This is a genomic window from Achromobacter sp. 413638 (assembly GCF_043119405.1).
Taxonomy (GTDB): domain Bacteria; phylum Pseudomonadota; class Gammaproteobacteria; order Burkholderiales; family Burkholderiaceae_B; genus Achromobacter.
Window position 1 is genome coordinate 1 of sequence record NZ_JBICCO010000036.1, and the last position, 23428, is coordinate 23428.

The window sequence follows — 23428 nt, forward strand, 5'->3', positions numbered from 1 at the left end:
ATAAAAAGGGCGGCCCTCGGGGGGGGGCGCCCCCCCCCCCCGGGCGCTGGAGGCGTTGATCGGCCTGATCTGCGCCGGCTTCCTGGGCTTCGTGGCCTGGATCGGCGGCCAGATGACCTGGCGCGTGCGTTTCCAGAACGTGCCCAGCCTGGACATCTCGATCTCCTGGATCTACCTGGCCATCCCGGTCGGCGCCACGCTGGCCGCCATCGCCGTGCTGGCCCGCTGGTGCGCCGGCGAAGAAGCCGAGGCCCCCTTGCGCAACGACGCGCAGGGCTGACCCGTTCGCAACGAATCCAAGCAGATCACGCCATGTCCCAATTGATGATTGTCTCGATGCTGATTTTCTTCGGGCTGTCCGTGCCGGTCGCCGTGTCGATCGGACTGGCCAGCCTGGCGGGGGTCGGCGCCGCCAACCTGCCCTGGCTGGTGGTGGCCCAGCAGCTATACGCCGCGCTGGACAAGTACCCGCTGGTGGCGATTCCCTTCTTCATCCTGGCCGGCAACCTGATGGAAGCCGGCGGCATTTCCGAACGCATGGTCGAGTTCGCCAAGAGCCTGGTGGGCGGCATCCAGGGCGGCCTGGCCTGCACCTGCGTGCTGACCTGCATGATCTTCGCGGCCGTGGCCGGCTCCAGCGTGGCCACCACCTTCGCGGTCGGCGCCATCCTGATCCCGGCCATGATCCGGCACGGCTACCCGGCGCCCTTCGCCGCCTCGCTGCAGGCCAGCGCGGCCGAGCTGGGGGTGATCATCCCGCCGTCCATCCCGATGATCCTGTTCGCCGTATCCACCGACACCTCCACCGGCGAGCTGTTCATCGCCGGCGTGATGCCCGGCATCCTGATCGGCCTGGCGCTGATGCTCTACGTCTGGCTCTACGCCAGGCGCAATGGCCTGGGCACGCGCGACGGCGAAGGCCGCCTGCCGCTATGGCCGGCCTTCAAGCGCGCCTGGCTGGCGCTGATGATGCCGGTCATCATCCTGGGCGGCATCTACGGCGGCGTGTTCACGCCGACCGAGGCCTCCGTGGTCGCGGTGATGTACGCCGTGGTGGTGGGCAAATTCATCTACCGCAAGCTCAGCTTCGGCCAGCTGTCCGAAACCCTGCACAAATCCGTCATGTCGACCGCGGTGATCATGTTCGTGATCGCCAACGCCGGCGTCTTCAGCTTCCTGCTCAACCGCGCCGGCATCCCCGACGCGCTGGGCGTCTGGCTGGCGCAGGTGTTCGACACCAAATTCACGTTCCTGATGGGCGTGAACGCGGCGCTGTTCGTCATCGGCATGTTCATCGAGACGTCCGCGTCCATCGTGGTGCTGGCCCCGCTGCTGCTGCCGGTGGCGCTGAAATTCGGCGTGGAACCGGTGCACTTCGGCATCATCATGGTCGTCAACCTGGCGCTGGGCATGATCACCCCGCCCTTCGGCGTGAACCTGTTCGCCGCCTGCGCGGTGGCCAAGCTGCCGCTGGAACGGCTGATCAAGCCGCTGATCCCGTTCGTGGGCGTGGTGATCGTCTGCCTGATGGTCATCACCTACTGGCCGGGGCTGTCGCTGGGGCTGCGCGACGTGGTCTACGGCAAGTAGCGCGGAGCCGCCCAGGCGGGCGGCGCCAGCGTCAACGAAAAAAGCGCCCGATGGGCGCTTTTTCGCGGTTGTGCGCGACCCGGGGCGCGCGAGCCTGAAGCCGCCTCCCGGGAGCCCGCCCCAATCGGGGTCAGACCTCGCGCTCTTCGGTCTTGAGATGGTTGTCGTGGGCGAAGTCGACCACGAACTTATAGGCCAGCGGCTCCAGGTCGCGCAGGCGCTGGTCGACCACGATGCCGCGCACGCCGTCGATCACGACCGGCAGCACATAGGGCGAATAGGTGAGGTGATTGCCAGCACAGCCGGGCGGGCGGAACTGGGCCATGACGCCGGCCAGCCGCTCGGCCCAGTCGCTGGGGCGGAAACGGCTGCCGCTTTCGGTGACGCCGTGGATTACGAATTGTCTGACGCGAGTTGCCATGAGTTCTTCATCTACAGGACGCCCTTCACGAAAGCCGGATCTTCGGCGTGATCAAACATGCGTCCTGCGCCGCGAATTGTATATGATTGATCCTTTGCCCTCCCTAAAACGGCTGCACGCCCCGTAGAACGGAGCTGTCCAGCAGGTGGCCGGCCCGGCTCCGCCCGTCAGGCCGGCGAACCAGACAGGCAGGCTGCGGCGACACCGCGGCAGCGGCGCGAAGCCGGCCCTGTCCGCCCAAGGGAGTCCGCCCCAGGAGAATCCGCGATGCCCTCGCCTCTGGCCAATATCTACGCCCGTCTGCCGGTAGCGTTCACGCACGGCCAGGGCGTATGGCTATGGGACGCGCAGGGCCGCAAGTACCTGGACGCGCTGGCGGGCATCGGCGTGTCCTGCCTGGGCCACGCGCATCCGCAGCTGGTGCAGGCCATCGCCACGCAGGCCGCGCGCGTCATCCACACGTCCAACATCTACGAAATTCCGCAGCAGGCCGAGCTGGCCGCCCGCCTGACGGCGCTGGCCGGCATGCAGGAAGCGGCCTTCGCCAACAGCGGCTCCGAGGCCAACGAGGCCGCCATCAAGCTGGCCCGCTACTACGCCTGGCAGCGCGGCAACCAGCACGCCCACATCATCACCATGGACTCGTCCTGGCACGGGCGCACGCTGGCGACGCTGGCGGCCACCGGCAGCGACAAGGCGCGCAAGGGCTTCGAGCCCCTGCCCTCCGGCTTCATCCAGGTGCCGTACAACCAGATCGACGCGGTGCGCGCCGCCGGCGACGCCGAGCCGCGCGTGGCGGCGGTCCTGCTTGAGGCGCTGCAGGGCGAAGGCGGCATCCGGCCGTCGGACGCCGCCTACCTGCAGGCGCTGCGCCAGCTCTGTACCGAGCGCGGCTGGCTGCTGATGATCGACGAAGTGCAGTCCGGCATCGGCCGCAGCGGCAAGTGGTTCGCGCACCAATGGGCCGGCATCCGGCCCGACGTGATGACGCTGGCCAAGGGCCTGGCGGGCGGCGTGCCCATCGGCGCCATGCTGGCGGCCGGCCCCGCCGCCGGCGTGCTGACGCCCGGCAGCCACGGCACCACCTTCGGCGGCGGCCCGCTGGCCTGCGCGGCCGGGCTGGCGGTGCTGGACGCCATCGAATCCGACAACCTGCTCGACAATGCCCACGCAGTGGGCGCGCACCTGCGCGAATCGCTGGCCGCCGCGCTGGCCGGCACGCCCGGCGTGACCGAGATCCGCGGACGCGGCCTGATGCTGGGCATCGAGCTGGCCCGCCCCTGCGGCGCGCTGGCGCTGCGCGCGCTCGAGGCGGGCCTGCTCATCAACGTCACGCGCGACCGCGTCATCCGCATGCTGCCGCCCCTGATCCTCAACCGGACAGAAGCCGACCGGATCGTCGAGATCCTGGTCCCGCTGATCCGGGATTTCCTGGCCGACAAGACATCATCAACACCCCTGCCGGGCCACGAGCCCGGCCGGGCACTTTGACCTGCGACCTCACCATGACACCACCTACGACTCAAAACGGCCCGTTGCGGCACTTTCTTCAGTTCAAGGATTTCTCGTCCGCCGAGATCGCGTACGTGCTGGACCGCGCGCGCCTCATCAAGGACAAGTTCAAGCGCTACGAACCCCACATGCCGCTGCACGACCGCACGCTGGCGATGGTGTTCGAGAAGGCCAGCACGCGCACCCGCGTGTCGTTCGAGGCCGGCATGTACCAGATGGGCGGCTCGGTCATCAACCTGACGTCCAACGACTCCCAGCTGGGCCGCTCCGAGCCCATCGAGGACACCGCGCGCGTCATCTCGCGCATGGTCGACATCGTCATGATCCGCACGTTCGAGCAAACCCGCATCGAGCGCTTCGCCTCGCACTCGCGCGTGCCCGTGATCAACGGCCTGACCAACGAATTCCACCCCTGCCAGATCCTGGCCGACATCTTCACCTACATCGAGCATCGCGGCCCCATCGCCGGCAAGACGGTGGCCTGGGTGGGCGACGCCAACAACATGGCCTACACCTGGCTGCAGGCCGCCGAGCTGCTGGGCTTCACGCTGCACGTGTCTGGCCCTGCCGGCTACGAGCTGGAACCGGCGCGCATCGGCAATCCGTCCGACAAGGTGCTGCGTCAGTTCAAGGATCCCATGGAGGCCTGCAAGGGCGCGCACCTGGTGACCACCGACGTCTGGACCAGCATGGGCTATGAGGCCGAGAACGAAGAGCGCCGCGCCGCCTTCGCCGACTGGCGCGTCGACGCCGAGATGATGGCCGTGGCCGATCCGCAAGCCGTGTTCATGCACTGCCTGCCCGCCCACCGGGGCGAGGAAGTCACCGGCGACGTCATCGACGGCCCGCAAAGCGTGGTCTGGGACGAGGCCGAGAACCGCATGCACGTGCAGAAGGCGCTGACGGAGTTCCTGCTGCTCGGCCAGCTCAAGTAAGCCTGCGAGCAGGATCCGCCGGAGCGCATGCCGCCCCGGCGACAAAGGGCCGGACAGCGCAGTCCGGCCCTTTTGCTTGTCGTCTTGTCGTCTTGTCTCTTGCCCGCCGGCCTGGACGGCGTGGCGTGCGCCCGCCGCCTACAGGATCCTCATGAACATCGTGCGCCGCGTGTTGCGGAACGACGGCCGCACCCGGCTGCTCCAGTCCGTGGCCCGCACCGCCAGCCACGGCGGGCTGCCGAAGGTCTCGCGCGTGTGCAGGTCGTAGCAGGCCAGGTAGCGCGGCCCCTTGTGGCGGCACTCATAGCGCAGCGCGCGCACGGTGCCCGGCACGGCGGCCAGGCCGGGCAGATGTTCCTGGTCGTACCAGGCGTTCAGGTCGGCCTCGGCCTCGGGCAGCACATCGGTCTCGACGATGTAGTGCCAGAGCGCGTCCTGGCCGCTGGAGGCGCCCGGCAGGTCCAGCGTCCGGTGCAGCACGCGCACGCTGGCGCCGGGCAACTGCTCGGCCACGCGCGCGCCCACTTCGGGCAAGGTGCCTTCGCCGCCGTCGATGTACAGATAGGTCTCGTCCTCGTCCACGGCCGCATAGGCGCTCACGCGCACGTTGGGCAGGCCGTCGGCCAGCCTGCCGGCGATGCCGGCGGCGCGCGGCGCGCCGATGCGCTCGCCCAGGGACAACAGCAATACGGTATCCGTCACTTTCCCATTCCTCAGTGTCCGACGCGCAGGGCGACCAGGAAACGCGACACCATGTTGTAGGCCGCCACGGTCGCCGTCAATTCCACCAGCGCCTGGTCGTCATGCAGCGCGCGCAGCGGCGCGAACACCGCGTCCGGCACCTCGATGCCGCGCGTCATGGCGTCGGTCAGCGCCAGCGCCTCGGCCTCGCCCGGCGCCAGCCCCTCCGACCCTTCCGCCAGCTCCGCCGGCGTTGGGCCGGCGCGCAGGCGCTCGATCAGCGCGTCCGGCATGCCGGCCTGGCGCGCGTGCGGCACATGGGCCTCGAACTCGTAGGGCGCGCCGTTCAGCGTCGCCACCCGCAGGATGATCAGCTCGCGCAGGCGCGGCGCCAGCGCCGTCTTCTGGCGGATGGCGGTCAGCATGGCCTCCCAGCCCTCGGTCACGGCCGGGCTGTTCAGCAGCACCTGGTACAGCGGCGAGATGCGGCCGCGCGCGGCGGCGATGCGCGCTTCCAGGCCGGCCAGCGCCGGCCGCGCGCCCGGTTCCACCGGCGTCACTCTGCATGCGTCCATGGAGCTCACTCCGGCCGGATGTTCTTGCGCTGGATCAGCGCGGTCCACTTGTCGCGGTCGGACGCGATCAGCGCCGCCAGTTCCTGCGGCGAGCTGGGCGCGGCCTGGGCGCCGAACTTCTCCAGCCGCGCGCGCACGGCCTCGCTGCCCAGCGCCGCGCGCACCGCCTGGTTGAGCTTGTCCACGGTGGCCGCCGGGGTGGCGGCCGGCGCCACCAGCCCGTACCAGTTGTTGGACTCCACGCCGGCGATGCCCTGCTCGGCCAGCGTCTTGACGTCCGGCAACAGCGGATGGCGCGACGGCGCGGCGATGCCCAGCGCCTTGAGCTTGCCGCCCTGGATATGCCCGATCAGGCCCGGCACGTCGCCGAAGAAGCCCGCCACCTGGTTGCCCATCACATCATTGATCACCGGCGCCGCGCCCTTGTAGGGCACGTGCATGACCTTGGCGCGGCTGGCGTCGGCGAACATCTCCAGCGTCAGGTGCGGAATGCTGCCGATGCCGGACGAGCCCACCGCCACCGGCTGCGAGTCGGCCTGCGAGCGCTTGACGAAATCGGCCGCATCCACAGCCAGGTTGGCCGGATTGACCACGAACACGGTGGCGTTGTTGACCACCCGCGAGACCGGCGCGAAGTCGCGCGCCGGATCATAGGGCAGGTCCTTGTACAGCGCCGGGCTGATGGACACGGCGCCGACGCTGGTCAGGAACAGCACCGAGCCGTCGCCAGGCGCCTTGGCCACGTAGGACGCGGCGATATTGCCGTTGGCGCCGGCCTTGTTCTCCACGATCACCTGCTGCTTGAGTTCCTTGCCCAACTGCTCGGCCAGCACGCGGCCCACCAGGTCCACCGGACCGCCCGGCGGGAAGGCGATGATCAGCCGCACGGGCGCCTCCGCGCGCGCCGCGCCGGTGACGGCCAGCCCCAGCAGGGCGGCGCAGAATAGTTTCTTCAACATGTTTGTCTCCTTTGGAATCGAATAGGGTCGTCGCCACGCGGCCCGGCCGGGCGCGCGGCGCTGGGGTCAGGGAAATCCGTACAGCCGCGCCGGGTTGTGCACCAGCACCTGGCGGCGCGCCTCGTCGTCCGGACAGGCCAGGAAGAAGGCGTCGCATAATTCGCCGTCGTCCGGCATGTCGCCGCGCACGTTCGGGTGCGGCCAGTCGGTGCCCCACAAGGTGCGCTCGGGCATGGCCTCCACCAGCGCCCGCACGAAGGGGATGCCCTCGGCGAACGGCCGCCTGCCCGCGCCGATGCGGTCCAGGCCCGACACCTTCACCCAGGCGCCCGGCAGGTCCGCCAGGCCCAGCAGCGCGCGAAAGGCCGGCGCGTCCAGCCCGTCGGCCGCGCGCACCCGGCCCATGTGGTCGATCACGAAGGGCAGCGGCAGCGCGCGCAGGCGCGGCAGCAGCCCGGGCAGCTGGGCGCCGTCCAGATGCAGGCACAGATGCCAGCCCAGCGGCGCGATCAGGCCGACCACATGGTCGAAGACGGCCGGGTCCGGCGCGCCGCCCAGATGGGGCACGAAGTTGAAGCGGGCCCCGCGCACGCCGGCGTCGTGCAGCGCGCGTACCGACGCGGGGGTCGCATCCGCCCCCAGCAGCGCCACGCCGCGATAGCGGCCTTCGCTGCGGGCCAGCGCGTCCAGCAGCGCGGCATGGTCGGCGCCGTGGCAATTGGCCTGCACCACCACGGCGCGGCGGATGCCCAGGTGCGCGTGCAGCGCGGCCAGCCGGGACTGCGGCGCGTCGGGCGGCGTGTAGGAACGGCCCTCGGCATACGGGAACACGTCGGCCGGCCCGAACACATGGCAATGGGTATCGCAGGCGCCCGGCGGCAAGGCGTAGCGGGGACGGGACGGGGATGCGAGCGGCGGACGACAATCGGACACGGGACGATCCTGCGGGGAAAGCGCCATGGTCATGGATTGCGGCCTGCCGAACAATGCTATATCTTTGATTTCAGATATAGAAAATATAAATACCTCAGACTCCCGTCCCCGCGCATCCCCGCCCCACCCGCCTCATGGACCTCAAGCAGATCGAATATTTCCTGCGCGTCGCCGAGCGCCGCAGCTTCTCACGCGCGGCCGAGATGCTGGACGTGGCCCAACCCACCCTGAGCCGGCAGGTGCGCCTGCTGGAACAGGAACTGGGCCAGCATCTGCTGTACCGCAACGGCCGGGGCGTGGAGCCCACCGAGGCGGGCCTGCGCTTCGTGGAGCATGCCCGCGCCCTGCTGGCCCTGGCCGAGCGCGCCCGGGAAGACCTGCGCAGCCTGCGCGAGACGCCCGCCGGCAAGGTGTCGGTGGGCCTGCCGCCGCGCATTGCCCGGGTGCTGACGCCGCCGCTGGTGCAAGCGTTCCGGCGCGAATTCCCCGGCGCCTCGATCGCCGTGGCCGAGGGCCTGAGCGCGCAGGTCCGGGAATGGCTGCTGGCCGGGCGCGTCGACCTGGCGCTGCTCTATGATCCGGCCCCCTCACCTCAGCTGGCCTGCGAGTCGCTGTTCCGCGAAGACCTGGTGCTGGCCGCCGCCCCCGGCGCTCGGCCCGCGCTGCCCGCACGCGTCGCGGTCAAGGACCTGGGCGCCTATCCGCTGGTGCTGCCCAGCCCGCCCAACGCCATCCGCACACTGGTCGACAGCGTCTGCCGCGCCCAGGGCGTGCGCCTGCAGGTGGCGGCCGAGGTCGACGCGGTGCAGACCATCGTCGAGCTGGCCGCGCAGGGCGATGCCTGCGCCATCCTGCCACGCTCAGCCGCCCGGGGACCGGCGGCCGAGCACGCGCTGGCGCTGGCCGATATCGTCGCCCCCCGCATCGTCAACAACCTGGTGCTGGCGACCGCCCGCCACCGTCCCTCGACGCGGCTGGCCTCGGCCACCGCCAAACTGATACGCGGGCTGGAACTGCGCGCCCTGTTCGCCCCCGGCAAAAGCGCTAAAATGCCCGCTTAGATTTCTTGTTTGGCGGCTCGCTGCTGTCAAAGTCCCGTTGGCGTCTCACCTCAAACAATGACCACTATCCTCCCGAACCTTCCCACCGGCCAGAAGGTCGGCATCGCCTTCTCCGGCGGCCTCGACACCAGCGCCGCGCTGCTCTGGATGCGCAACAACGGCGCCATCCCCTACGCGTACACCGCGAACCTGGGCCAGCCCGACGAGGCCGACTACGACGAGATCCCGCGCAAGGCCCTGGCCTACGGCGCCAAGAACGCCCGCCTGATCGACTGCCGTCCGCAGCTGGTCGCCGAAGGCATCGCCGCGCTGCAATCGGGCGCCTTCCACATCTCGACCGCCGGCATCACCTACTTCAACACCACGCCCATCGGCCGCGCCGTCACCGGCACCATGCTGGTGGCCGCCATGAAGGAAGACGACGTCAACATCTGGGGCGACGGCAGCACCTTCAAGGGCAACGACATCGAGCGCTTCTACCGCTACGGCCTGCTGACCAACCCGGACCTGAAGATCTACAAGCCCTGGCTGGACCAGCGCTTCATCGACGAGCTGGGCGGCCGTTCGGAAATGTCCGAATACATGCGCCAGGCCGGCTTCGACTACAAGATGTCCGCCGAAAAGGCCTACTCCACCGACTCCAATCTGCTCGGCGCCACGCACGAGGCCAAGGACCTGGAGCACCTGAACTCCGGCATCCGCATCGTCAAGCCCATCATGGGCGTGGCGTTCTGGCGCGATGACGTGGCCGTCAAGGCCGAGGAAGTCACGGTGCGCTTCGAGGAAGGCCAGCCGGTCGCGCTGAACGGCGTGGAATACGCGGACCCGGTCGAGCTGATGCTCGAAGCCAACCGCATCGGCGGCCGCCACGGCCTGGGCATGAGCGACCAGATCGAGAACCGCATCATCGAGGCCAAGAGCCGCGGCATCTACGAAGCCCCGGGCATGGCGCTGCTGTTCATCGCCTACGAGCGCCTGGTCACCGGCATCCACAACGAAGACACCATCGAGCAGTACCGCGAAAACGGCCGCAAGCTGGGCCGCCTGCTGTACCAGGGCCGCTGGTTCGACCCGCAAGCCATCATGCTGCGCGAAACCGCGCAGCGCTGGGTGGCCCGCGCCGTCACCGGCGAAGTCACGCTGGAACTGCGTCGCGGCAACGACTACTCGCTGCTGAACACCGAATCGGCCAACCTGACCTACGCTCCCGAGCGCCTGTCGATGGAAAAGGTCGAGAACGCCCCGTTCACGCCGGCCGACCGCATCGGCCAGCTGACCATGCGCAACCTCGACATCACCGATACGCGCGCCAAGCTGTTCACGTATGTGCAGACCGGCCTGCTGGCTTCGTCCGGCACGTCGATCCCTCAGCTGAAAGACGAAAAAAAGTAAGCCCCCCCCCCGAAGCGCTGCGCGCTTCCCCCCCAGGGGGGCGTCGCTGCGGACCGGCAAAGCCGGCTCCGCGCGACCTCGATGGGGCGTGCCTCGAATGTTGCGCCTTGGATTGGGTGCGTGAAATGAGGGGTGCGATAGCGGTTCAAGAAAAAGCCCCTCGGCATGCCGAGGGGCTTTTTGTTTGGGCTGGCGCGGTTACAGCTCGACCTGCATGCCCATTTCCACGACGCGGTTGGCCGGGATCTTGAAGAACTTGGTGCTGCGGGTGGCGTTGCGCGCCATGAAGGAGAACACCACGCGGCGCCAGCGCCACAGGGCTGGCTTCTTGGCCGCGACCACGGTCTGGCGCGACAGGAAGTACGAGGTACGCATCGGTTCCAGGTCGATTTCCGGGTAGGCCTCGGCCACCTGGCGCAGGGTGTCCGGCACATCCGGATCTTCCTTGAAGCCGTAGTGCACCGTGGCCTGCCAGCTGGAGGCGCTGAGCTTGTTGACCGTGAAGCGTTCGTCCTCGGACACGTAGGGCACGTCCGCGACCAGGATGGTCAGGAACAGCACATGGTCGTGCAGCACCTTGTTGTGCTTGAGGTTGTGCAGCAGCGCCGGCGGCACGTTGCCGGAGTTCATGGTCATGAAAATGGCGGTGCCGTGCACGCGCGACGGTGGGTATTCCTCAAGCTGCTCCATGAATTCCTTGAGCGGCTGGCGGTCGCGCTGCTGCATTTCGGACAGCAGGCGGCGGCCGCGACGCCAGGTCATCATCAGCGTGAACACCACGATCGCCACCACCAGCGGCAGCCAGCCACCTTCGTGGATCTTGAACACGTTGGCCGAGAACAGCAGCACGTCGAACAGCAGCAGGAGGCCCAACGCCACCAGCCACAGCATCCGCTTGGCGCCGGTGCTGCCACGCGGCAGCACGGCGAAGGCCAGCACCGAGGTAGTCAGCATGGTGCCGGTCACGGCGAAGCCGTAGGCGGCGGCGAGGTTGTCGGAATTGCGGAACACCAGCACCAGCACCAGCACCGCGCACAGCAGCAGCGCGTTGACCTGCGGCAGGTAGATCTGGCCTTTCTCGACCGCCGAGGTGTGCAGGATCTGCATGCGCGGCCAGAAACCCAGCTGCACGGCCTGGCGCGTCACCGAGTAGGCTCCCGAGATCACCGCCTGCGACGCCACCACGGTGGCCACGGTGGCCAGCGCCACCAGCGGCGCCAGGCCCCAGTCGGGCGCCATCAGGAAGAAGGGATTGCGGATCGCCTCGGGATCGCGCAGCAGCAGCGCGCCCTGGCCAAAATAGCACAGCGTCAGCGCCGGCATCACCATGCTGAACCAGGCGCGGCGGATGGCCGGGCGGCCGAAGTGGCCCATATCGGCGTACAGCGCCTCGGCGCCGGTCAGCGCCAGCACCACGGCGCCCAGCAGCACGAAGCTGATCCAGGGGAATTCAACGATGAAGCGCAAGCCCCACATGGGATTGAGCGCACTGAGCACTTCCGGCGTCTGCCAGACCTGCCAGCCGCCCAGCAGCGCCAGCGTGCCGAACCACAGCGCCATCACAGGACCGAACAGCTTGCCCATCAGGCCAGTGCCGTGCGACTGAATCACGAACAGGCCCACCAGCACAAGCAGCGCCAGCGGCACGACCCACTCGTCGAGCTGGTGCGAAACGATGCCGATGCCCTCCAGCGCCGACAGCACTGAAATCGCCGGCGTGATCATGCTATCGCCATAGAACAGCGCGGCGCCGAAGATGCCCAGCACGATCAGCACCCAGCGCATGCGCCCTTCCCGGCCGCGCACGGCCAGCTCCAGCAGCGCCAGCGTGCCGCCTTCGCCCCGATTGTCGGCGCGCAGCACCAGCATCACGTACTTGAACGACACCACCACCATCAGCATCCAGAACAGGATGGACAGCACGCCCAGCAGATGCGCCGGCTCCAGGTCGGTGTGCACGCTAAGCCCGGTCAGGCAGGCCCGCAGGGTGTAGAGCGGGCTGGTGCCGATGTCGCCATACACCACGCCCAGCGCGCCCAGGACGAGCGCTGCCTTGGACGATGGCGCATGCACCACGCCAGCCGGGCTGGAAGACGAGTTAGGAACGCGGACCGTGTCCTGGCTCATGATGTGGGTTCTTGCCGAGTGAGTTGGGCTCCCTTGCGGGGGCCGGGGAACACGACGGACAGTCGCGTTCCGGGAAAATCGGGGCGGCTGGTGAGCCGCCACCAGGCGCCGTGCGCATGCGCGATCTCGCGCACGATGGCCAGGCCCAGGCCCGAGCCGCCGGCCGTGGCCGTGGGCGAGCGATAGAAGGCCTCGAACACGCGGTCGCGCTCTTCGGGCGGAATGCCGGGGCCGTCATCCTCGACCGTCAGCGACGGCGGATTGGCGCCCACGATGAGCACGATGCGGCCGGTCTCGTTGCCGTAGCGCAGCGCGTTGTCGATCAGGTTGCCCAGCAGCTCGGCCAGCAGCAGCGGATCGGCATCGATCCAGATCGGCGTGTCCGGCGCCACCAGGTCCAGCTCATGGCGCGCCTCGCGAGCCCGGGGAAACCACTCGGCCCCGTTCGACCGCACCCATTCGCACAGGTCGACGCGCACGAAGCTGTCTTGAGGCCGGGCATTGGGATCGGCGCGCGCCAGCACCAACAATTGCTGGCCCAGGCGGATCATGCGGTCGCTGACCGCCTTGATGCGCTCGGCCCGCGCGCGCACATCGTCCGGCAGCGGCCGCGCCAGCATCAGCTCGGACTCCAGCCGCAGGCCGGACAGCGGCGTGCGCAACTGATGGGCCGCATGGCCGATGAAGCGCCGCTGCGCCGCCAGTGAGGCGTCCAGACGCAGCAGCAGGTCGTTGGTGTGCGTGACCAGCGGCTCGATCTCGACCGGCACGCCGGCCACTTCCAGCGGCTGCATGTCGTCGATGGAACGCTGGCGGATCTCTTCGGACAGATGGTTCACCGAGCGCAGGCCCGAGCGCACGCCCTGCACCACCACCCAGGTGAACATCACGATCAGCACGATCTGCCCCAGCACCATCAGCCAGAGGAAATCCTCCAGCATCCACATCGACATCTCGATCTTGTGCGTGATCACCCAGGTGGCGATCAGGTCCAGCAGGACCAGCAGCAGGATGGGCGGCATCAGCCGGATGACCAGATGCCGGGCCAGGGAACGGGAGGGGAGCAGCGGACGCGAGGCCGGAGCGGCGGCGGCGGGAAGAATGCGTTCCTGCGTCATGGCCCGGAGCCCTCAGGGTAGGCGGGAGGATGGTCGCGGCCGGCGCGGGGCGACCGCAAACGGCCGTCAGGCCGCTTCGACATCCAGCATATAGCCGAAACCACGCACCGTCTGGATGCTGGCGCCGGTGCCTTCCAGGCGCTTGCGCAGGCGGTACACATAGACCTCGACGGCATTCTCGCTGAAATCGGCATCCCAGGCGGACAGCGAATTGACGATCTGCCGCTTGGTCACGACACGGCCCACGCGGGCCATCAGCATCTCCAGCACGGAAAGTTCGCGCACCGACAGCGCCAGGCGCTGGCCGTTGGCCCGCACTTCACGGCCGACGGTGTCGAAGCTCAGCGGACCGACCTCGATCAGCGGCTGCGCCTGTCCGGCGCGGCGACGACCGAAGGCGCGCACGCGCGCGGCCAGCTCGGGCAGTTCAAAGGGCTTGGTGACGTAGTCGTCGGCGCCGGCATCCAGCCCGGCCACGCGATCGTCGATGCCGTCGCGGGCGGTCAGGATCAGCACGGGAACCTGGTTGCCGTCCTGGCGCAGCTGGCGCAGCACATCCAGGCCGCTCATGCCAGGCAGGTTGAGGTCGAGCAGCAGCAGGTCGTATGGCTGGCCGGCCAGCGCGCCGAGCACGCGGTCGCCTTCGGTCAGCCAGTCGACCGCATACCCCTGGTCGGCCAGGAATTCCTGGAGCGCGTGGCCCAGGGTGGTGTCGTCTTCGATTACCAGAACTCGCATGCCGGGATTCTAGCGCGATCCCGACGAAAACGGGGCGCCAGCGGCGCCCCGTGATCGGGATTCGTTCAATATCCGGTTCAGCGGGCGGGGGCTGGCGCCGGCGCGCCGCCCTGGCCGTTGCCGCCGGACGGCGGCGTGGTGACAAAACCAATGCGTGTCATGCCGGAACGACGGGCCGAGGCCATGACCTTGGCCAGCGTCTCGTAGCGGGTGTTCTGGTCGGCGCGGATGCGGATCTCGGGCTGCGGCTTGTCGCCGGCCAGCGCCTTGAAGCGATTCGGCAGGTCGTCGATGTTGACCGGCTTCTCGTCCCAGAACAGCGCGCCGCTGGCGTCGATGGCCAGGTCCACGGTCTTGGGCTCTTCCTCGATCTGCTCGGCCGCCACCTGGGGCATGTTGATCTTGATCGAGTGCGCCAGCAGCGGCGCCGTGATGATGAAGATCACCAGCAGCACCAGCATGACGTCGATCAGGGGCACCATGTTGATCTCGGAGACGGTACTGGAGCCGCCCCCCTTGCCCTCGAAGCTGCCAAAGGCCATTTATTCGCTCCCGCGTTGGGCGCCGCCGCTCTGGCGACGCAGGGCGCGCACCTTGCCGTCGGACAACGCGACTTGCTGGCCGGTGGTCAGGAACGCGAACAGGTCATGCGCGAACGCGTCCAGGCGAGACAGGAACACGCGGTTGTTGCGCACGAAGGTGTTGTACGCCAGAACCGCCGGAATCGCCACCGCCAGGCCCAGGCCGGTCATGATCAGGGCCTCGCCCACCGGACCGGCGATGCGGTTGATGGTCACGCCGTCGGACAGGCCGATGCCCACCAGCGCGTGATACACGCCCCAGACCGTGCCGAACAGGCCCACGAAGGGCGCGGTCGAACCGACCGAGGCCAGCACCGTCAGGCCGTTTTCGAGCTTGGCGGTTTCCTCGTCGATGACCTTGCGCATGGTGCGGGTGACGAACTCGGAGCTGGAGCCGGATTCCTCCAGCTTGGTGGCGCCGAACTTGTTGTGATGCGCCTGCGCGTGCATGGCGTGGCTGGCCAGGTGCGAGAAGGGATCGCGCGCGCCGTGCGTGACGATTTCGTTCTCGACCTGCTCAAGCGAGCTGGCGTTCCAGAACTTGTTCAGAAAGTCGCGCGAGCGCTTGCGCATGCTGACGTTGCTGGCGACCTTGACCAGGATCAGGTACCAGGTGACCAGCGACATCAGGATCAGGATGACGAACAGGCTCTTGCCGACAAAGTCGCTCTGCGCGACGAAATGCAGGAAGCCCATGTCCGGCGTGGCCACGGGCGGCGCCGAGGCGGCGGGCAGCGCGGCGGCCGCGCCGTGCAGCGCGTCGGCGGTCTGCTGGACGGCGCCGGCGGCCTGCTGCGCCACGCCGCCGGCCGCCGTGGCGGCTTGCTGGGCGGCAGCCGGCGCGGCCGGGCTGGTGGTCGCCTGCGCCACCAGCGTGGCGCCATGCATTGCGTTGGACATCTCAGTTCCTCATTACGAAATCGAAAGGAATTTTGGCTTTGGCGGCATAGGCCACGCCATTACGGGTATAGGGCTTGAAGCGGGCCTTGCGGATGGCGGCCAGCGCCGCCTCGTCCAGGCGCGGCGAACCGGAAGAAGAATCGACGCGCGCGCTCACGACCAAGCCCTGGTTGTTGATTTCCACCAGCACCACCACCCGGCCTTCCTCGCGCATGCGGCGCGACGCCATAGGATAGTTGGCGGAGGGCTTGGCGCCCAGGTACTCGACGCTGGACACCAGCTCCGGCTGGTCGGGCGGCGGCCCCTGCTGCGGGCTTTGCGTGGCCTGGCTGCCTTCGGGCGCGCCGGTGGGCTGCGCGGGCGGCGTGTCCGGCTTGGGCTCCTGCTTGGGCGCTTCCTGCTTGGGCTGCGGCTTGGGCTTGGGTTTGGGCTTCGGCTTGGGCGCGGGCATCGGCGGCTTTTCGACCACCGGCTCGGGTTCGGGTTCCGGTTCCGGCTTGGTTTCCGGTTCAGGCTCGGCCTGCGGCTCGGGCGGCGGCTCGACGACCGGCTGCGGCGCTTCCGGCGCGGGTTCCTCGGCCTTGGCGACCTGCGCCACCGGCGCCTCGATCACGCTCACCATGATGGTCTCGGGCTGCTCCAGCTTCGGCGCTTCGGGAGGCGCCATGAAAATGGCGCCGACGACGGCCGCATGCAAGGCAAGGACCACCAGGCCGGCGCCTGCGCGTAAACCGATGGAAGAGGACGGCGATGAGGCGTTCGAACCGTGTTGAAAGCTAGGCATGAATCAGCCGGGGGCACATGGACTTATCTGGCCAGCCAGACCCGAATGACGCGCACCGCAAGGCGACGCCGGCTGACCGGTACAAGCCAAGCATCATAGCTTAAATGCGAATGATTCGCACGTCCTATTTCGTCTGATACTTAATCACATGCTTGACGCCGCGCATGGCGGCGCCTGGCGGGCCGTGCGCGCGAACGCCGCCTCGCCTGCCCCATCGCCTGCGCGCAACGTGACGCAGGAACACGCGACATGAAATCGGGACTGCATGGAACGGCGGCGGACGATGCGACACATGGAACGCGGACACGGCAAAAGCGCGCGCGATGAAACGATCCGATGGAACGACCAACAGGAACAGCAAGGACAACACGCCGCCCCAAACAAAAAACCCGCACCATCGATATGTGCGGGTTTTCAGTCTTGCGTGCTTCTGGTGGGTGCTACAGGGGTCGAACCTGTGACCTACGCCTTGTAAGGGCGCCGCTCTACCAACTGAGCTAAGCACCCGTCAGGTTGCCGGAATTTCCGACGCGCAGCCATTGCTGGACTACACATGAAAAGGCCGACGGGGTACTCAAAAGCAATACGCGGGCCGGAGTATACCGGACCGCGTATCTGTCGGCAAATCAGCTGGCGCCGTGGCCAGCCCGATCCGCCTCGTCAATTAGTTGACGGCGTCCTTCAGGGCCTTGCCGGGACGGAACTTCGGCACCTTGGCCTTCTTGATCTTGATGGTCTCGCCGGTGCGCGGGTTACGGCCGGTGCGCGCAGCGCGAGCCGACACGGCGAACGTGCCGAAGCCAACCAGCGTGACCGTGCCGCCCTTCTTCAGGGTGGTCTTGACGGCACCGATCAGGGCGTCGAGCGAACGGCCGGCGGCAGCCTTCGAGATGTCGGCCTTGCTGGCGATGTGATCGATGAGTTCGGTTTTGTTCATTCAGATGTACCCCTCACAAGGTATGTGAGTTTGCCGGAACCCGACTGCATGACGGTCACATTGGAACGGCACGCGTCTTAACGCGAACGCACCGGCAAACGACGAACAGACTAGTGGATAAACTTTTTCTTGCGCTGCAAAGCACAACTTTTAAAGTGCTGCGCCGCTTGAAGTTGGACGGCAAAAAGCCGTCGAACCCCCAGCGACGCAGACGTGTATTAGGCCCTGGCCCCAGGCGACTGTCAAGCAAAAACCTCACCACAACCCGCGCCAATACTAGCTTTTAGCCGATTTCGCAATAAACAAAAACACGCATTTCGGGGTTTGCGCGACAGCGTTTGCACGCCTCGCGCGCCGTGCTCAGACGTCGACCCAGCGACGCAGCAAGTTGTGATAGATGCCCGTCAGTTGCACGATGGACGGATGCCCCGCGGCGTCCTGGTTCAGGCGCTGTATGGCCACGTCCATGTCCAGCAGCAGCGCGCGCTGGCTGTCCTCGCGCACCAGGCTCTGCATCCAGAAGAAAGAGCTGACGCGCGCGCCGCGCGTGACGGGATTCACTTTGTGAAGACTGGTGCCGGGATATAGCACCATGTGTCCGGCCGGCAGCTTGACCGCGCGCGGGCCATAGGTGTCGTCGATCACCAGCTCGCCGCCATCGTAGGAATCGGGCTCGGAAAAGAACAGCGTGGCCGACAGATCGGTGCGCACGCGCTCGGACCCGCCGGACAGCGCGCGCACCGCGTTGTCGACGTGATAGCCGAAGGCCTCGCCGCCCTCGTAGCGGTTGAACAGCGGCGGAAAGATCTTGCGCGGCAACGCCGCCGACATGAACAGGTTGTTGGCGCTCAGCCGCTGCAGGATCAGGTTGCCCAGTTCCTGGGCCAGCGGATGCTGCTCGGGCAGTTGGCGGTTGCGCTTGACCTCGGCGGACTGGTAGCCCGCGGTCACCTTGCCGTCCACCCACTCGGCCGCGTCCAGGCGGCGGCGAATCTCGGCGGCCTCCTCGGGCGTGAAGACATCGGCGATCTGTATCAGCATGGTCTGACCTTGATTCCTGCAATGCTTGCGCGGACACGCGCCGCGAGGGCCGAACAGGCCGCCCCGCGCGAATGTCCGAAATTATCCTTGCAGGCAGCCGTTGAGCGCCTGATCGAAGTCAAACAGCAGGTCGCCCTCGTCCTCGATGCCCACCGAGACGCGGATCAGGCTGTCGGCGATGCCCATCTGCTGGCGCCGCTCGGCGCCCATTTCGTAATAGATGGTGTGGGCGGCGGGCAGCGCCAGGCTGCGCGTGTCGCCCAGGTGCGTGGCCATCAGCACGATGCGCAGGCGATTCAGGAAATCGAAGCAGTCCACGCCATCGGCCAGCTCCACGCCCAGCAGGCCGCCGAAGCGCGAGCCGAACAGCGCCGCGGCGCGCGCGTGCTGCGGATGGCTCTCCAGGCCGGGATAGTGCACCTTGGCCACGCCACGATGCGATTCCAGGAAACGCGCCAGCGCCAGCGCATTCGAGCAATGCTTGGCCATGCGCAGCGCCAGCGTCTCGGCGCCGACCGCGATGCGGTGCGCCGGCTCGGCCGCCAGCGTGCCGCCCATGTCGCGCAGGCCCTTCTTCTTGATCTGCGTCAGGCCCCAGCCGGTGGCCGGCCCCTTGCGGTAGGCCTCATAGATGTTGCCGTAGCCGCTCCAGTCGTACAGCCCGGTGTCCGTGACCGCGCCGCCCAGCGCGTTGCCATGGCCGCCGATGTACTTGGACAGCGAGTTCATGACCAGCGACGCCCCCACCGACGACGGCCGGAACATCCACGGCGAGGTCAGCGTGTTGTCCACCACATAGACCAGGCCGCGCTCGCGGCAGATCTCGCCGATCACCGCCAGGTCGGCCACCTGCGTGCCGGGGTTGGCGATGGTCTCGGTGAACACCATGCGGGTATTCGGCCGGATCGCCTCGCGCACCTGCGCCGAGTCGGTCGCGTCCACGAAGCTGATTTCCACGCCCAGTTCCAGCAGCGTGCCCAGCAGGCTGTTGGTGTTGCCGAACACATACTGGCTGGACACCAGGTGATCGCCCCGGCGCAGCAGCGTGGTGAAGATCGCGGACAGCGCCGCCATGCCCGTCGAGAAACTGACCGACCCTTTGCCGCCCTCCATTTGCGTGATCTTGGCTTCCAGCGCCGTGGTCGTGGGCGTGCCCTGGCGCGCGTAGGTGAAGCCGGCCTTGCCCTGGAACACGGCGGCCAGTTCACGCGCGTCTTCGTAGGCGAACTCGGACGACGGATGCATGGGCTTGTGCACCGCTCCGTGCTCGACGGATTGATGGCGGTCGGAGTGCAGGATGGTGGTGGTGAAGCCGTTCTGGCGCATGATTGACGATCAGTTCTGGTGGACGGAAACCCGGGGCCGCCGCGCATCGCGGCGAAATCCCGCCGGGGCTTGCAGGCCCCGGCGGCATGAATACTGCGAAAAACTGCGTGAAGACTGCGAAAAATCAGGCTTGCCGCTGGCGCACGGTCTCGTACAGGCAGACGGCGCTGGCCACGCTGACGTTCAGGCTTTCCACCGAACCCCGCATGGGAATATTGACGAGCTGGTCGCAGGTCTCGCGGGTCAGGCGGCGCATGCCCTCGCCTTCCGCCCCCATGACCCAGGCCATGGGTTGGCGCGCGTCGATCCGGTGCATGCTGTCGCTGGCCTGGTCGTCGGTGCCGACCAGCCACACGCCGCGGTCCTTCAGGCTGCGCATGGTGCGCGCCAGATTGGTGACCATCAGGTAGGGCACGGTGTCGGCGGCGCCGCAGGCCACACGCTGGACGGTGCTGTTCAGGCCCACCGCGCGGTCTCGCGGCGCGATCACCGCGTGCACGCCGGCCGCGTCGGCCGTGCGCAGGCAGGCGCCCAGGTTGTGCGGATCGGTCACGCCGTCCAGGATCAGCAGCAGCGGCGGCCCTTCGATCACATCGAGCACTTCATCGACGTCCACCGCCAGCTGGCGTTCTTCGGCCAGCGCCACCACGCCCTGGTGGCGGGTGCCGCGCGCCAGGCCGTCCAGGCGCTCCATGCCGACCGGATGCAGGCGGCAGCCGGCGCGCTCGGCCTGCTCGATGAACGTCTGCATGCGCTTGTCGCGGCGCGACGCTTCTACGTAGATTTCCTTGATCGAATCGGGCGCGTGGCGCAGCCGCGCGACCACCGCGTGAAACCCGGCCAGGACTTGGGTCGACGCCATAACTATGCAATACCTTTAGAAAAACGAATACCCGCCCCACACCGGGACGGGCCGCCGGACAGCGCCGGCCATAGCCGCAATGTTACCCCTTAAGGGGCGGCGGCCAACGACTGTCTCGCAATAATGGGGCACGCGCCCAGGATCGCCGTGAACGCCCTCGCCACACGAAACACCTCGTTCCCGCCAGAAGCCACCCGGCACCAAGGCAAGAAGAAAAGCCCCCCGCTACGCCGCCCCCCCCATCGGGGCCGCACGGAGCCGGCTTTGCCGGTCCGTCGCAGCGCCCCCTTGAGGGGGGAGGCGCGTAGCGCCTCGGGGGTGGGCCTACCTCTTTGGCTTTTTCGCCGCCGCGTGCTTGGCGGGCCGGCCGGCCTTCTTGGCCTCGGCGCGGCGCACCTTGGCGGTCTGGCCCTTCAGGGCCGCCGGCTTGGGCGCCGCCGCCTTCTTGACGCGGCGCGAGCCGTCGTCCGGACCGCGCGCCGCCGCCTTGCGCAAGGCGTCGAAGCTGGTGCCCTGGACCAGGCGGAACTCGATGCGGCGCGCTTCCAGGTCCACGCGCGACACCTGCACCTGCACCTTGTCGGTCAGGCGGTAGCGCATGCCGGTGCGTTCGCCGCGCAGCTCGTGCAGCGCATCGTTGAACTGGAAGTACTCGCCGCCCAGTTCCGACACATGCACCAGCCCTTCGACGTGCAGCGTATCCAGCGTGACGAAGATGCCGAAGCTGGCCACGCCCGTGACCGTGCCGCTGAAGTCCTCGCCCACGCGCTCCTTGACGAACCAGCACTTGAGCCAGGCCTCGACGTCGCGCGAGGCTTCGTCGGCGCGCCGCTCGCAGGCCGACAGCATCAGGCCCAGTTTTTCCCAGATGGCGTGCTCGTGCTCGCGCTGAGTGCGGCCGATGACCACCGCGTGGTCGTCCAGGCTGGGCACATAGCGCTGGCCGGCCAGCAGCGCCTTGATGACGCGATGCGTCAGCAGGTCGGGATAGCGGCGGATCGGCGACGTGAAGTGGCTGTAGCCGGGATAGGCCAGGCCGAAGTGGCCGAGATTGTCCGGGCTGTAGATGGCCTGCTGCATGGAGCGCAGGCACATGGTCTGCAGCAGCTGGTAATCGGGACGGCCGCGCACGCTGTCCAGGAAGTCGCCATAGTCCTTGGCCGTAGGCGTTTCGCCGCCGCCCAGCGTCGACAGGCCCATGGTGCGCAGGAACTCGCGCAGCGACTGCAGGCGTTCCGGCGTCGGGCCTTCGTGGATGCGGTACAGGCCGGGATGCTTGCTGCGCGTCATGAAGTCGGCCGCGCAGGTGTTGGCGGCCAGCATGCACTCTTCGATCAGCTTGTGCGCGTCGTTGCGCACCGACGGCGCGATCTGCTCGATGCGGCCCAGCTCGTTGCAGACGATCTTGGTCTCGACCGTGTCGAAATCGATGGCGCCGCGTTTCTTGCGGCCCTGCGCCAGCAGCTGGTAAAGCTCGTACAGGTGCTGCACCTGCGGCATGACCGAGCGCATGGCATGCGCGGCCGGCCCGCCGGGCTGTTGCAGCGCGGCCCAGATGTTGGTGTAGGTGGTGCGGGCATGCGAGTACATGACCGCGTTGTAGAACTGGTAGGCGGTGACCGTGCCGGCCTTGGCGCCGCTGGCCGGGATGACCATGTCGCAGACCAGCACCAGGCGGTCCACCTCGGGGTTCAGCGAGCACAGGCCGTTGGACAGCGATTCCGGCAGCATCGGGATGACCCGGCGCGGGAAATAGACGCTGGTGCCGCGCTCGAGCGCGTCATCGTCCAGCGCGTCGCCGGGCCGCACGTAGTGGCTGACGTCGGCGATCGCCACCAGCAGGCGCCAGCCCGGGCGCTTGCGCTGGCCCGTGCCCAGTTCAACCGGCTCACAGTAGACGGCGTCGTCGAAGTCGCGGGCGTCCTCGCCGTCGATGGTGATCAGCGGCACGTCGCGCAGGTCGACGCGGTCTTTCAGGTCGCTCTTGCGAACCACGTCGGGCAGGCGCGCGGCCTGCTTGCGGGCGGCTTCGGAGAATTCCACCGGCACGTCGAACTTGCGCACCGCGATCTCGATCTCCATGCCGGGATCGTCGATCTCGCCCAGCACCTCGGACACGCGGCCCAGCGGCTGCGTGTGGCGGGTGGGCTGCGCCATGATCTCGACCGACACCACCTGCCCGTGCTGGGCGCCGTTGGTGTCGCTGGGCGAGATCAGGATGTCGTGCTTGATGCGCTGGTCTTCCGGCACCACGATGGACAGGCCATGCTCATGCAGGAAACGGCCGACCAGCTTGTTGGTGCGGCGCTCGATGACCTCGACGATGGTGCCTTCGGGCTTGCCGCGATACTCGCCGCCCGGCTTGACCAGCACGCGGTCGCCATGCAGCACCTTGAGCATCTCGCGCGGCGACAGGAACAGGTCCGGGCCGCCGTCGTCGCGCAGCAGGAAGCCGAAACCGTCGCGGTGGCCCAGCACCTTGCCCGCCACGAAGTCCAGCTTGGTGGCCAGCAGCAGCACGCCCTTGCGGTTGGGCATCAGTTGGCCGTCGCGTTCCATGGCGGCGAGGCGGCGCTCGAAGCCGACCATGGTCGCCTCGCGCTCGACGCCCATGCGCTCGGCCAGCTCGGCCGGCGACAAGGGCGCCCCCGCGCCGCGCAACGCCTTCAATATGGCTTCGCGAGACGGAACATCAGGATCGAAGTCGGGAGGCGCTTCGGGCAAGGAGGTTGATCTATTGTTATTCGAGTCGTTATTCGATCGTTTTGCCAAAGCTAAAATTTCCGTATATAATGCGCAGCTTCTGTGGTTCGCCCAAGGCTGAACACTGAAAGCGAAAGAGAAGGGCCGGTGAAGTTTGCAAGCTGTGTTTCAAAAACCAGATTGTAAGACCAACCGAAAAAATAGTGTGATCGCGGCGCTACCAAAGTTTGAATCAGCAAGACTGTAGTCTTG

General features: G+C 67.8%; 21 protein-coding genes, 1 tRNA gene and 1 pseudogene. 6 read left to right on the forward strand and 17 right to left on the reverse strand.

Translation table 11 applies throughout. The features are described 5' to 3' along the window. Nucleotides 1-40: 40 nt before the first annotated feature. Both ACEU5R_RS16055 and ACEU5R_RS16060 read left to right on the forward strand, forming a co-directional pair. Nucleotides 41-280 (forward strand): annotated as a pseudogene (locus ACEU5R_RS16055) (TRAP transporter small permease); the annotation flags it as partial. 32 nt (nt 281-312) lie between these two features. Then, entirely contained in the window at nt 313-1590 is a 1278-nt protein-coding gene (locus tag ACEU5R_RS16060; protein WP_103273584.1) for a TRAP transporter large permease, read from the forward strand. A 130-nt stretch (nt 1591-1720) separates the two neighbouring features. Here ACEU5R_RS16060 and ACEU5R_RS16065 read toward each other — a convergent pair whose 3' ends face one another. Continuing rightward, a complete protein-coding gene (locus ACEU5R_RS16065) occupies nt 1721-2011 on the reverse strand; it encodes a DUF3579 domain-containing protein (protein WP_103273582.1) in 291 nt (96 codons plus the stop codon). A gap of 267 nt (nt 2012-2278) precedes the next feature. On the opposite strand from ACEU5R_RS16065, the gene ACEU5R_RS16070 reads away from it, so the two are divergent. Both ACEU5R_RS16070 and argF read left to right on the forward strand, forming a co-directional pair. Then, entirely contained in the window at nt 2279-3502 is a 1224-nt protein-coding gene (locus ACEU5R_RS16070; RefSeq protein ID WP_103273581.1) for an aspartate aminotransferase family protein, read from the forward strand. Between the two features lie 14 nt (nt 3503-3516). After that, nucleotides 3517-4458, forward strand: coding sequence for an ornithine carbamoyltransferase (gene argF, locus ACEU5R_RS16075; protein WP_392410819.1), 942 nt, complete (start codon nt 3517-3519; stop codon nt 4456-4458). Nucleotides 4459-4596: 138 nt separating this feature from the next. Here argF and ACEU5R_RS16080 read toward each other — a convergent pair whose 3' ends face one another. The 4 genes from ACEU5R_RS16080 to ACEU5R_RS16095 all read right to left on the reverse strand — a co-directional run bounded on the left by ACEU5R_RS16080 (nt 4597) and on the right by ACEU5R_RS16095 (nt 7606). Then, complete coding sequence (locus ACEU5R_RS16080; protein WP_392410820.1) at nt 4597-5160, reverse strand: hypothetical protein; 564 nt, start codon at nt 5158-5160, stop codon at nt 4597-4599. 11 nt (nt 5161-5171) lie between these two features. Beyond that, nucleotides 5172-5714, reverse strand: coding sequence for a carboxymuconolactone decarboxylase family protein (locus ACEU5R_RS16085; RefSeq protein ID WP_392410821.1), 543 nt, complete (start codon nt 5712-5714; stop codon nt 5172-5174). A 5-nt stretch (nt 5715-5719) separates the two neighbouring features. Beyond that, nucleotides 5720-6673 (reverse strand): Bug family tripartite tricarboxylate transporter substrate binding protein, encoded by a 954-nt coding sequence (locus tag ACEU5R_RS16090; RefSeq protein WP_392410822.1) that lies wholly within the window; start codon nt 6671-6673, stop codon nt 5720-5722. A gap of 66 nt (nt 6674-6739) precedes the next feature. Beyond that, a complete protein-coding gene (locus ACEU5R_RS16095; protein WP_233772393.1) occupies nt 6740-7606 on the reverse strand; it encodes an amidohydrolase in 867 nt (288 codons plus the stop codon). Nucleotides 7607-7740: 134 nt separating this feature from the next. Here ACEU5R_RS16095 and ACEU5R_RS16100 point away from each other — a divergent pair, with 134 nt between their 5' ends. Beyond that, a complete protein-coding gene (locus tag ACEU5R_RS16100) occupies nt 7741-8667 on the forward strand; it encodes a LysR substrate-binding domain-containing protein (RefSeq protein ID WP_103273577.1) in 927 nt (308 codons plus the stop codon). A 57-nt stretch (nt 8668-8724) separates the two neighbouring features. Beyond that, complete coding sequence (argG, locus tag ACEU5R_RS16105; RefSeq protein ID WP_103273576.1) at nt 8725-10059, forward strand: argininosuccinate synthase; 1335 nt, start codon at nt 8725-8727, stop codon at nt 10057-10059. A 198-nt stretch (nt 10060-10257) separates the two neighbouring features. Here argG and ACEU5R_RS16110 read toward each other — a convergent pair whose 3' ends face one another. The 12 genes from ACEU5R_RS16110 to rnr form a co-directional block, all read right to left on the reverse strand. Then, nucleotides 10258-12186, reverse strand: a complete 1929-nt coding sequence (locus tag ACEU5R_RS16110) for a potassium transporter Kup (RefSeq protein ID WP_103273575.1) — start codon at nt 12184-12186, stop codon at nt 10258-10260. Further along, complete coding sequence (locus ACEU5R_RS16115; protein WP_103276389.1) at nt 12183-13208, reverse strand: HAMP domain-containing sensor histidine kinase; 1026 nt, start codon at nt 13206-13208, stop codon at nt 12183-12185. Before ACEU5R_RS16115 ends, ACEU5R_RS16110 begins: the two co-directional genes overlap by 4 nt. Nucleotides 13209-13370: 162 nt before the next feature. After that, nucleotides 13371-14042 (reverse strand): response regulator transcription factor, encoded by a 672-nt coding sequence (locus ACEU5R_RS16120; protein ID WP_103273574.1) that lies wholly within the window; start codon nt 14040-14042, stop codon nt 13371-13373. A gap of 77 nt (nt 14043-14119) precedes the next feature. Beyond that, nucleotides 14120-14584, reverse strand: a complete 465-nt coding sequence (locus ACEU5R_RS16125; protein ID WP_392410823.1) for an ExbD/TolR family protein — start codon at nt 14582-14584, stop codon at nt 14120-14122. Then, nucleotides 14585-15523, reverse strand: coding sequence for a MotA/TolQ/ExbB proton channel family protein (locus tag ACEU5R_RS16130; RefSeq protein ID WP_103273572.1), 939 nt, complete (start codon nt 15521-15523; stop codon nt 14585-14587). Between the two features lies 1 nt (nt 15524). Further along, the gene (locus ACEU5R_RS16135) at nt 15525-16307 is read right to left on the reverse strand and encodes an energy transducer TonB (protein WP_392410824.1); all 783 of its coding nucleotides are present in this window, start codon (nt 16305-16307) and stop codon (nt 15525-15527) included. A 431-nt stretch (nt 16308-16738) separates the two neighbouring features. Then, nucleotides 16739-16814 (reverse strand) — tRNA-Val (locus tag ACEU5R_RS16140). A 157-nt stretch (nt 16815-16971) separates the two neighbouring features. Then, a complete protein-coding gene (locus ACEU5R_RS16145; protein WP_003812968.1) occupies nt 16972-17244 on the reverse strand; it encodes an HU family DNA-binding protein in 273 nt (90 codons plus the stop codon). Between the two features lie 360 nt (nt 17245-17604). After that, nucleotides 17605-18285, reverse strand: coding sequence for a Fe2+-dependent dioxygenase (locus ACEU5R_RS16150; protein WP_103273570.1), 681 nt, complete (start codon nt 18283-18285; stop codon nt 17605-17607). A gap of 81 nt (nt 18286-18366) precedes the next feature. After that, entirely contained in the window at nt 18367-19611 is a 1245-nt protein-coding gene (locus ACEU5R_RS16155) for a cystathionine gamma-synthase family protein (RefSeq protein WP_392410825.1), read from the reverse strand. Between the two features lie 124 nt (nt 19612-19735). Next, nucleotides 19736-20473 (reverse strand): 23S rRNA (guanosine(2251)-2'-O)-methyltransferase RlmB, encoded by a 738-nt coding sequence (gene rlmB, locus ACEU5R_RS16160; RefSeq protein ID WP_392410826.1) that lies wholly within the window; start codon nt 20471-20473, stop codon nt 19736-19738. Nucleotides 20474-20797: 324 nt separating this feature from the next. Further along, complete coding sequence (rnr, locus tag ACEU5R_RS16165) at nt 20798-23245, reverse strand: ribonuclease R (RefSeq protein WP_392410827.1); 2448 nt, start codon at nt 23243-23245, stop codon at nt 20798-20800. Nucleotides 23246-23428 lie beyond the last annotated feature (183 nt).

Excerpts from the sequence above, each read along its gene's own strand:
- ACEU5R_RS16060 (WP_103273584.1), top strand. The coding sequence starts at position 313 with ATGTCCCAATTGATGATTGTCTCGATGCTGATTTTCTTCGGGCTGTCC.
- ACEU5R_RS16065 (WP_103273582.1), bottom strand. The coding sequence starts at position 2,011 with ATGGCAACTCGCGTCAGACAATTCGTAATCCACGGCGTCACCGAAAGC.
- ACEU5R_RS16070 (WP_103273581.1), top strand. The coding sequence starts at position 2,279 with ATGCCCTCGCCTCTGGCCAATATCTACGCCCGTCTGCCGGTAGCGTTC.
- argF (WP_392410819.1), top strand. The coding sequence starts at position 3,517 with ATGACACCACCTACGACTCAAAACGGCCCGTTGCGGCACTTTCTTCAG.
- ACEU5R_RS16085 (WP_392410821.1), bottom strand. The coding sequence starts at position 5,714 with ATGGACGCATGCAGAGTGACGCCGGTGGAACCGGGCGCGCGGCCGGCG.
- ACEU5R_RS16090 (WP_392410822.1), bottom strand. The coding sequence starts at position 6,673 with ATGTTGAAGAAACTATTCTGCGCCGCCCTGCTGGGGCTGGCCGTCACC.
- ACEU5R_RS16100 (WP_103273577.1), top strand. The coding sequence starts at position 7,741 with ATGGACCTCAAGCAGATCGAATATTTCCTGCGCGTCGCCGAGCGCCGC.
- argG (WP_103273576.1), top strand. The coding sequence starts at position 8,725 with ATGACCACTATCCTCCCGAACCTTCCCACCGGCCAGAAGGTCGGCATC.
- ACEU5R_RS16110 (WP_103273575.1), bottom strand. The coding sequence starts at position 12,186 with ATGAGCCAGGACACGGTCCGCGTTCCTAACTCGTCTTCCAGCCCGGCT.
- ACEU5R_RS16115 (WP_103276389.1), bottom strand. The coding sequence starts at position 13,208 with ATGCCGCCCATCCTGCTGCTGGTCCTGCTGGACCTGATCGCCACCTGG.
- ACEU5R_RS16120 (WP_103273574.1), bottom strand. The coding sequence starts at position 14,042 with ATGCGAGTTCTGGTAATCGAAGACGACACCACCCTGGGCCACGCGCTC.
- ACEU5R_RS16125 (WP_392410823.1), bottom strand. The coding sequence starts at position 14,584 with ATGGCCTTTGGCAGCTTCGAGGGCAAGGGGGGCGGCTCCAGTACCGTC.
- ACEU5R_RS16130 (WP_103273572.1), bottom strand. The coding sequence starts at position 15,523 with ATGTCCAACGCAATGCATGGCGCCACGCTGGTGGCGCAGGCGACCACC.
- ACEU5R_RS16135 (WP_392410824.1), bottom strand. The coding sequence starts at position 16,307 with ATGCCTAGCTTTCAACACGGTTCGAACGCCTCATCGCCGTCCTCTTCC.
- ACEU5R_RS16145 (WP_003812968.1), bottom strand. The coding sequence starts at position 17,244 with ATGAACAAAACCGAACTCATCGATCACATCGCCAGCAAGGCCGACATC.
- ACEU5R_RS16150 (WP_103273570.1), bottom strand. The coding sequence starts at position 18,285 with ATGCTGATACAGATCGCCGATGTCTTCACGCCCGAGGAGGCCGCCGAG.
- ACEU5R_RS16155 (WP_392410825.1), bottom strand. The coding sequence starts at position 19,611 with ATGCGCCAGAACGGCTTCACCACCACCATCCTGCACTCCGACCGCCAT.
- rlmB (WP_392410826.1), bottom strand. The coding sequence starts at position 20,473 with ATGGCGTCGACCCAAGTCCTGGCCGGGTTTCACGCGGTGGTCGCGCGG.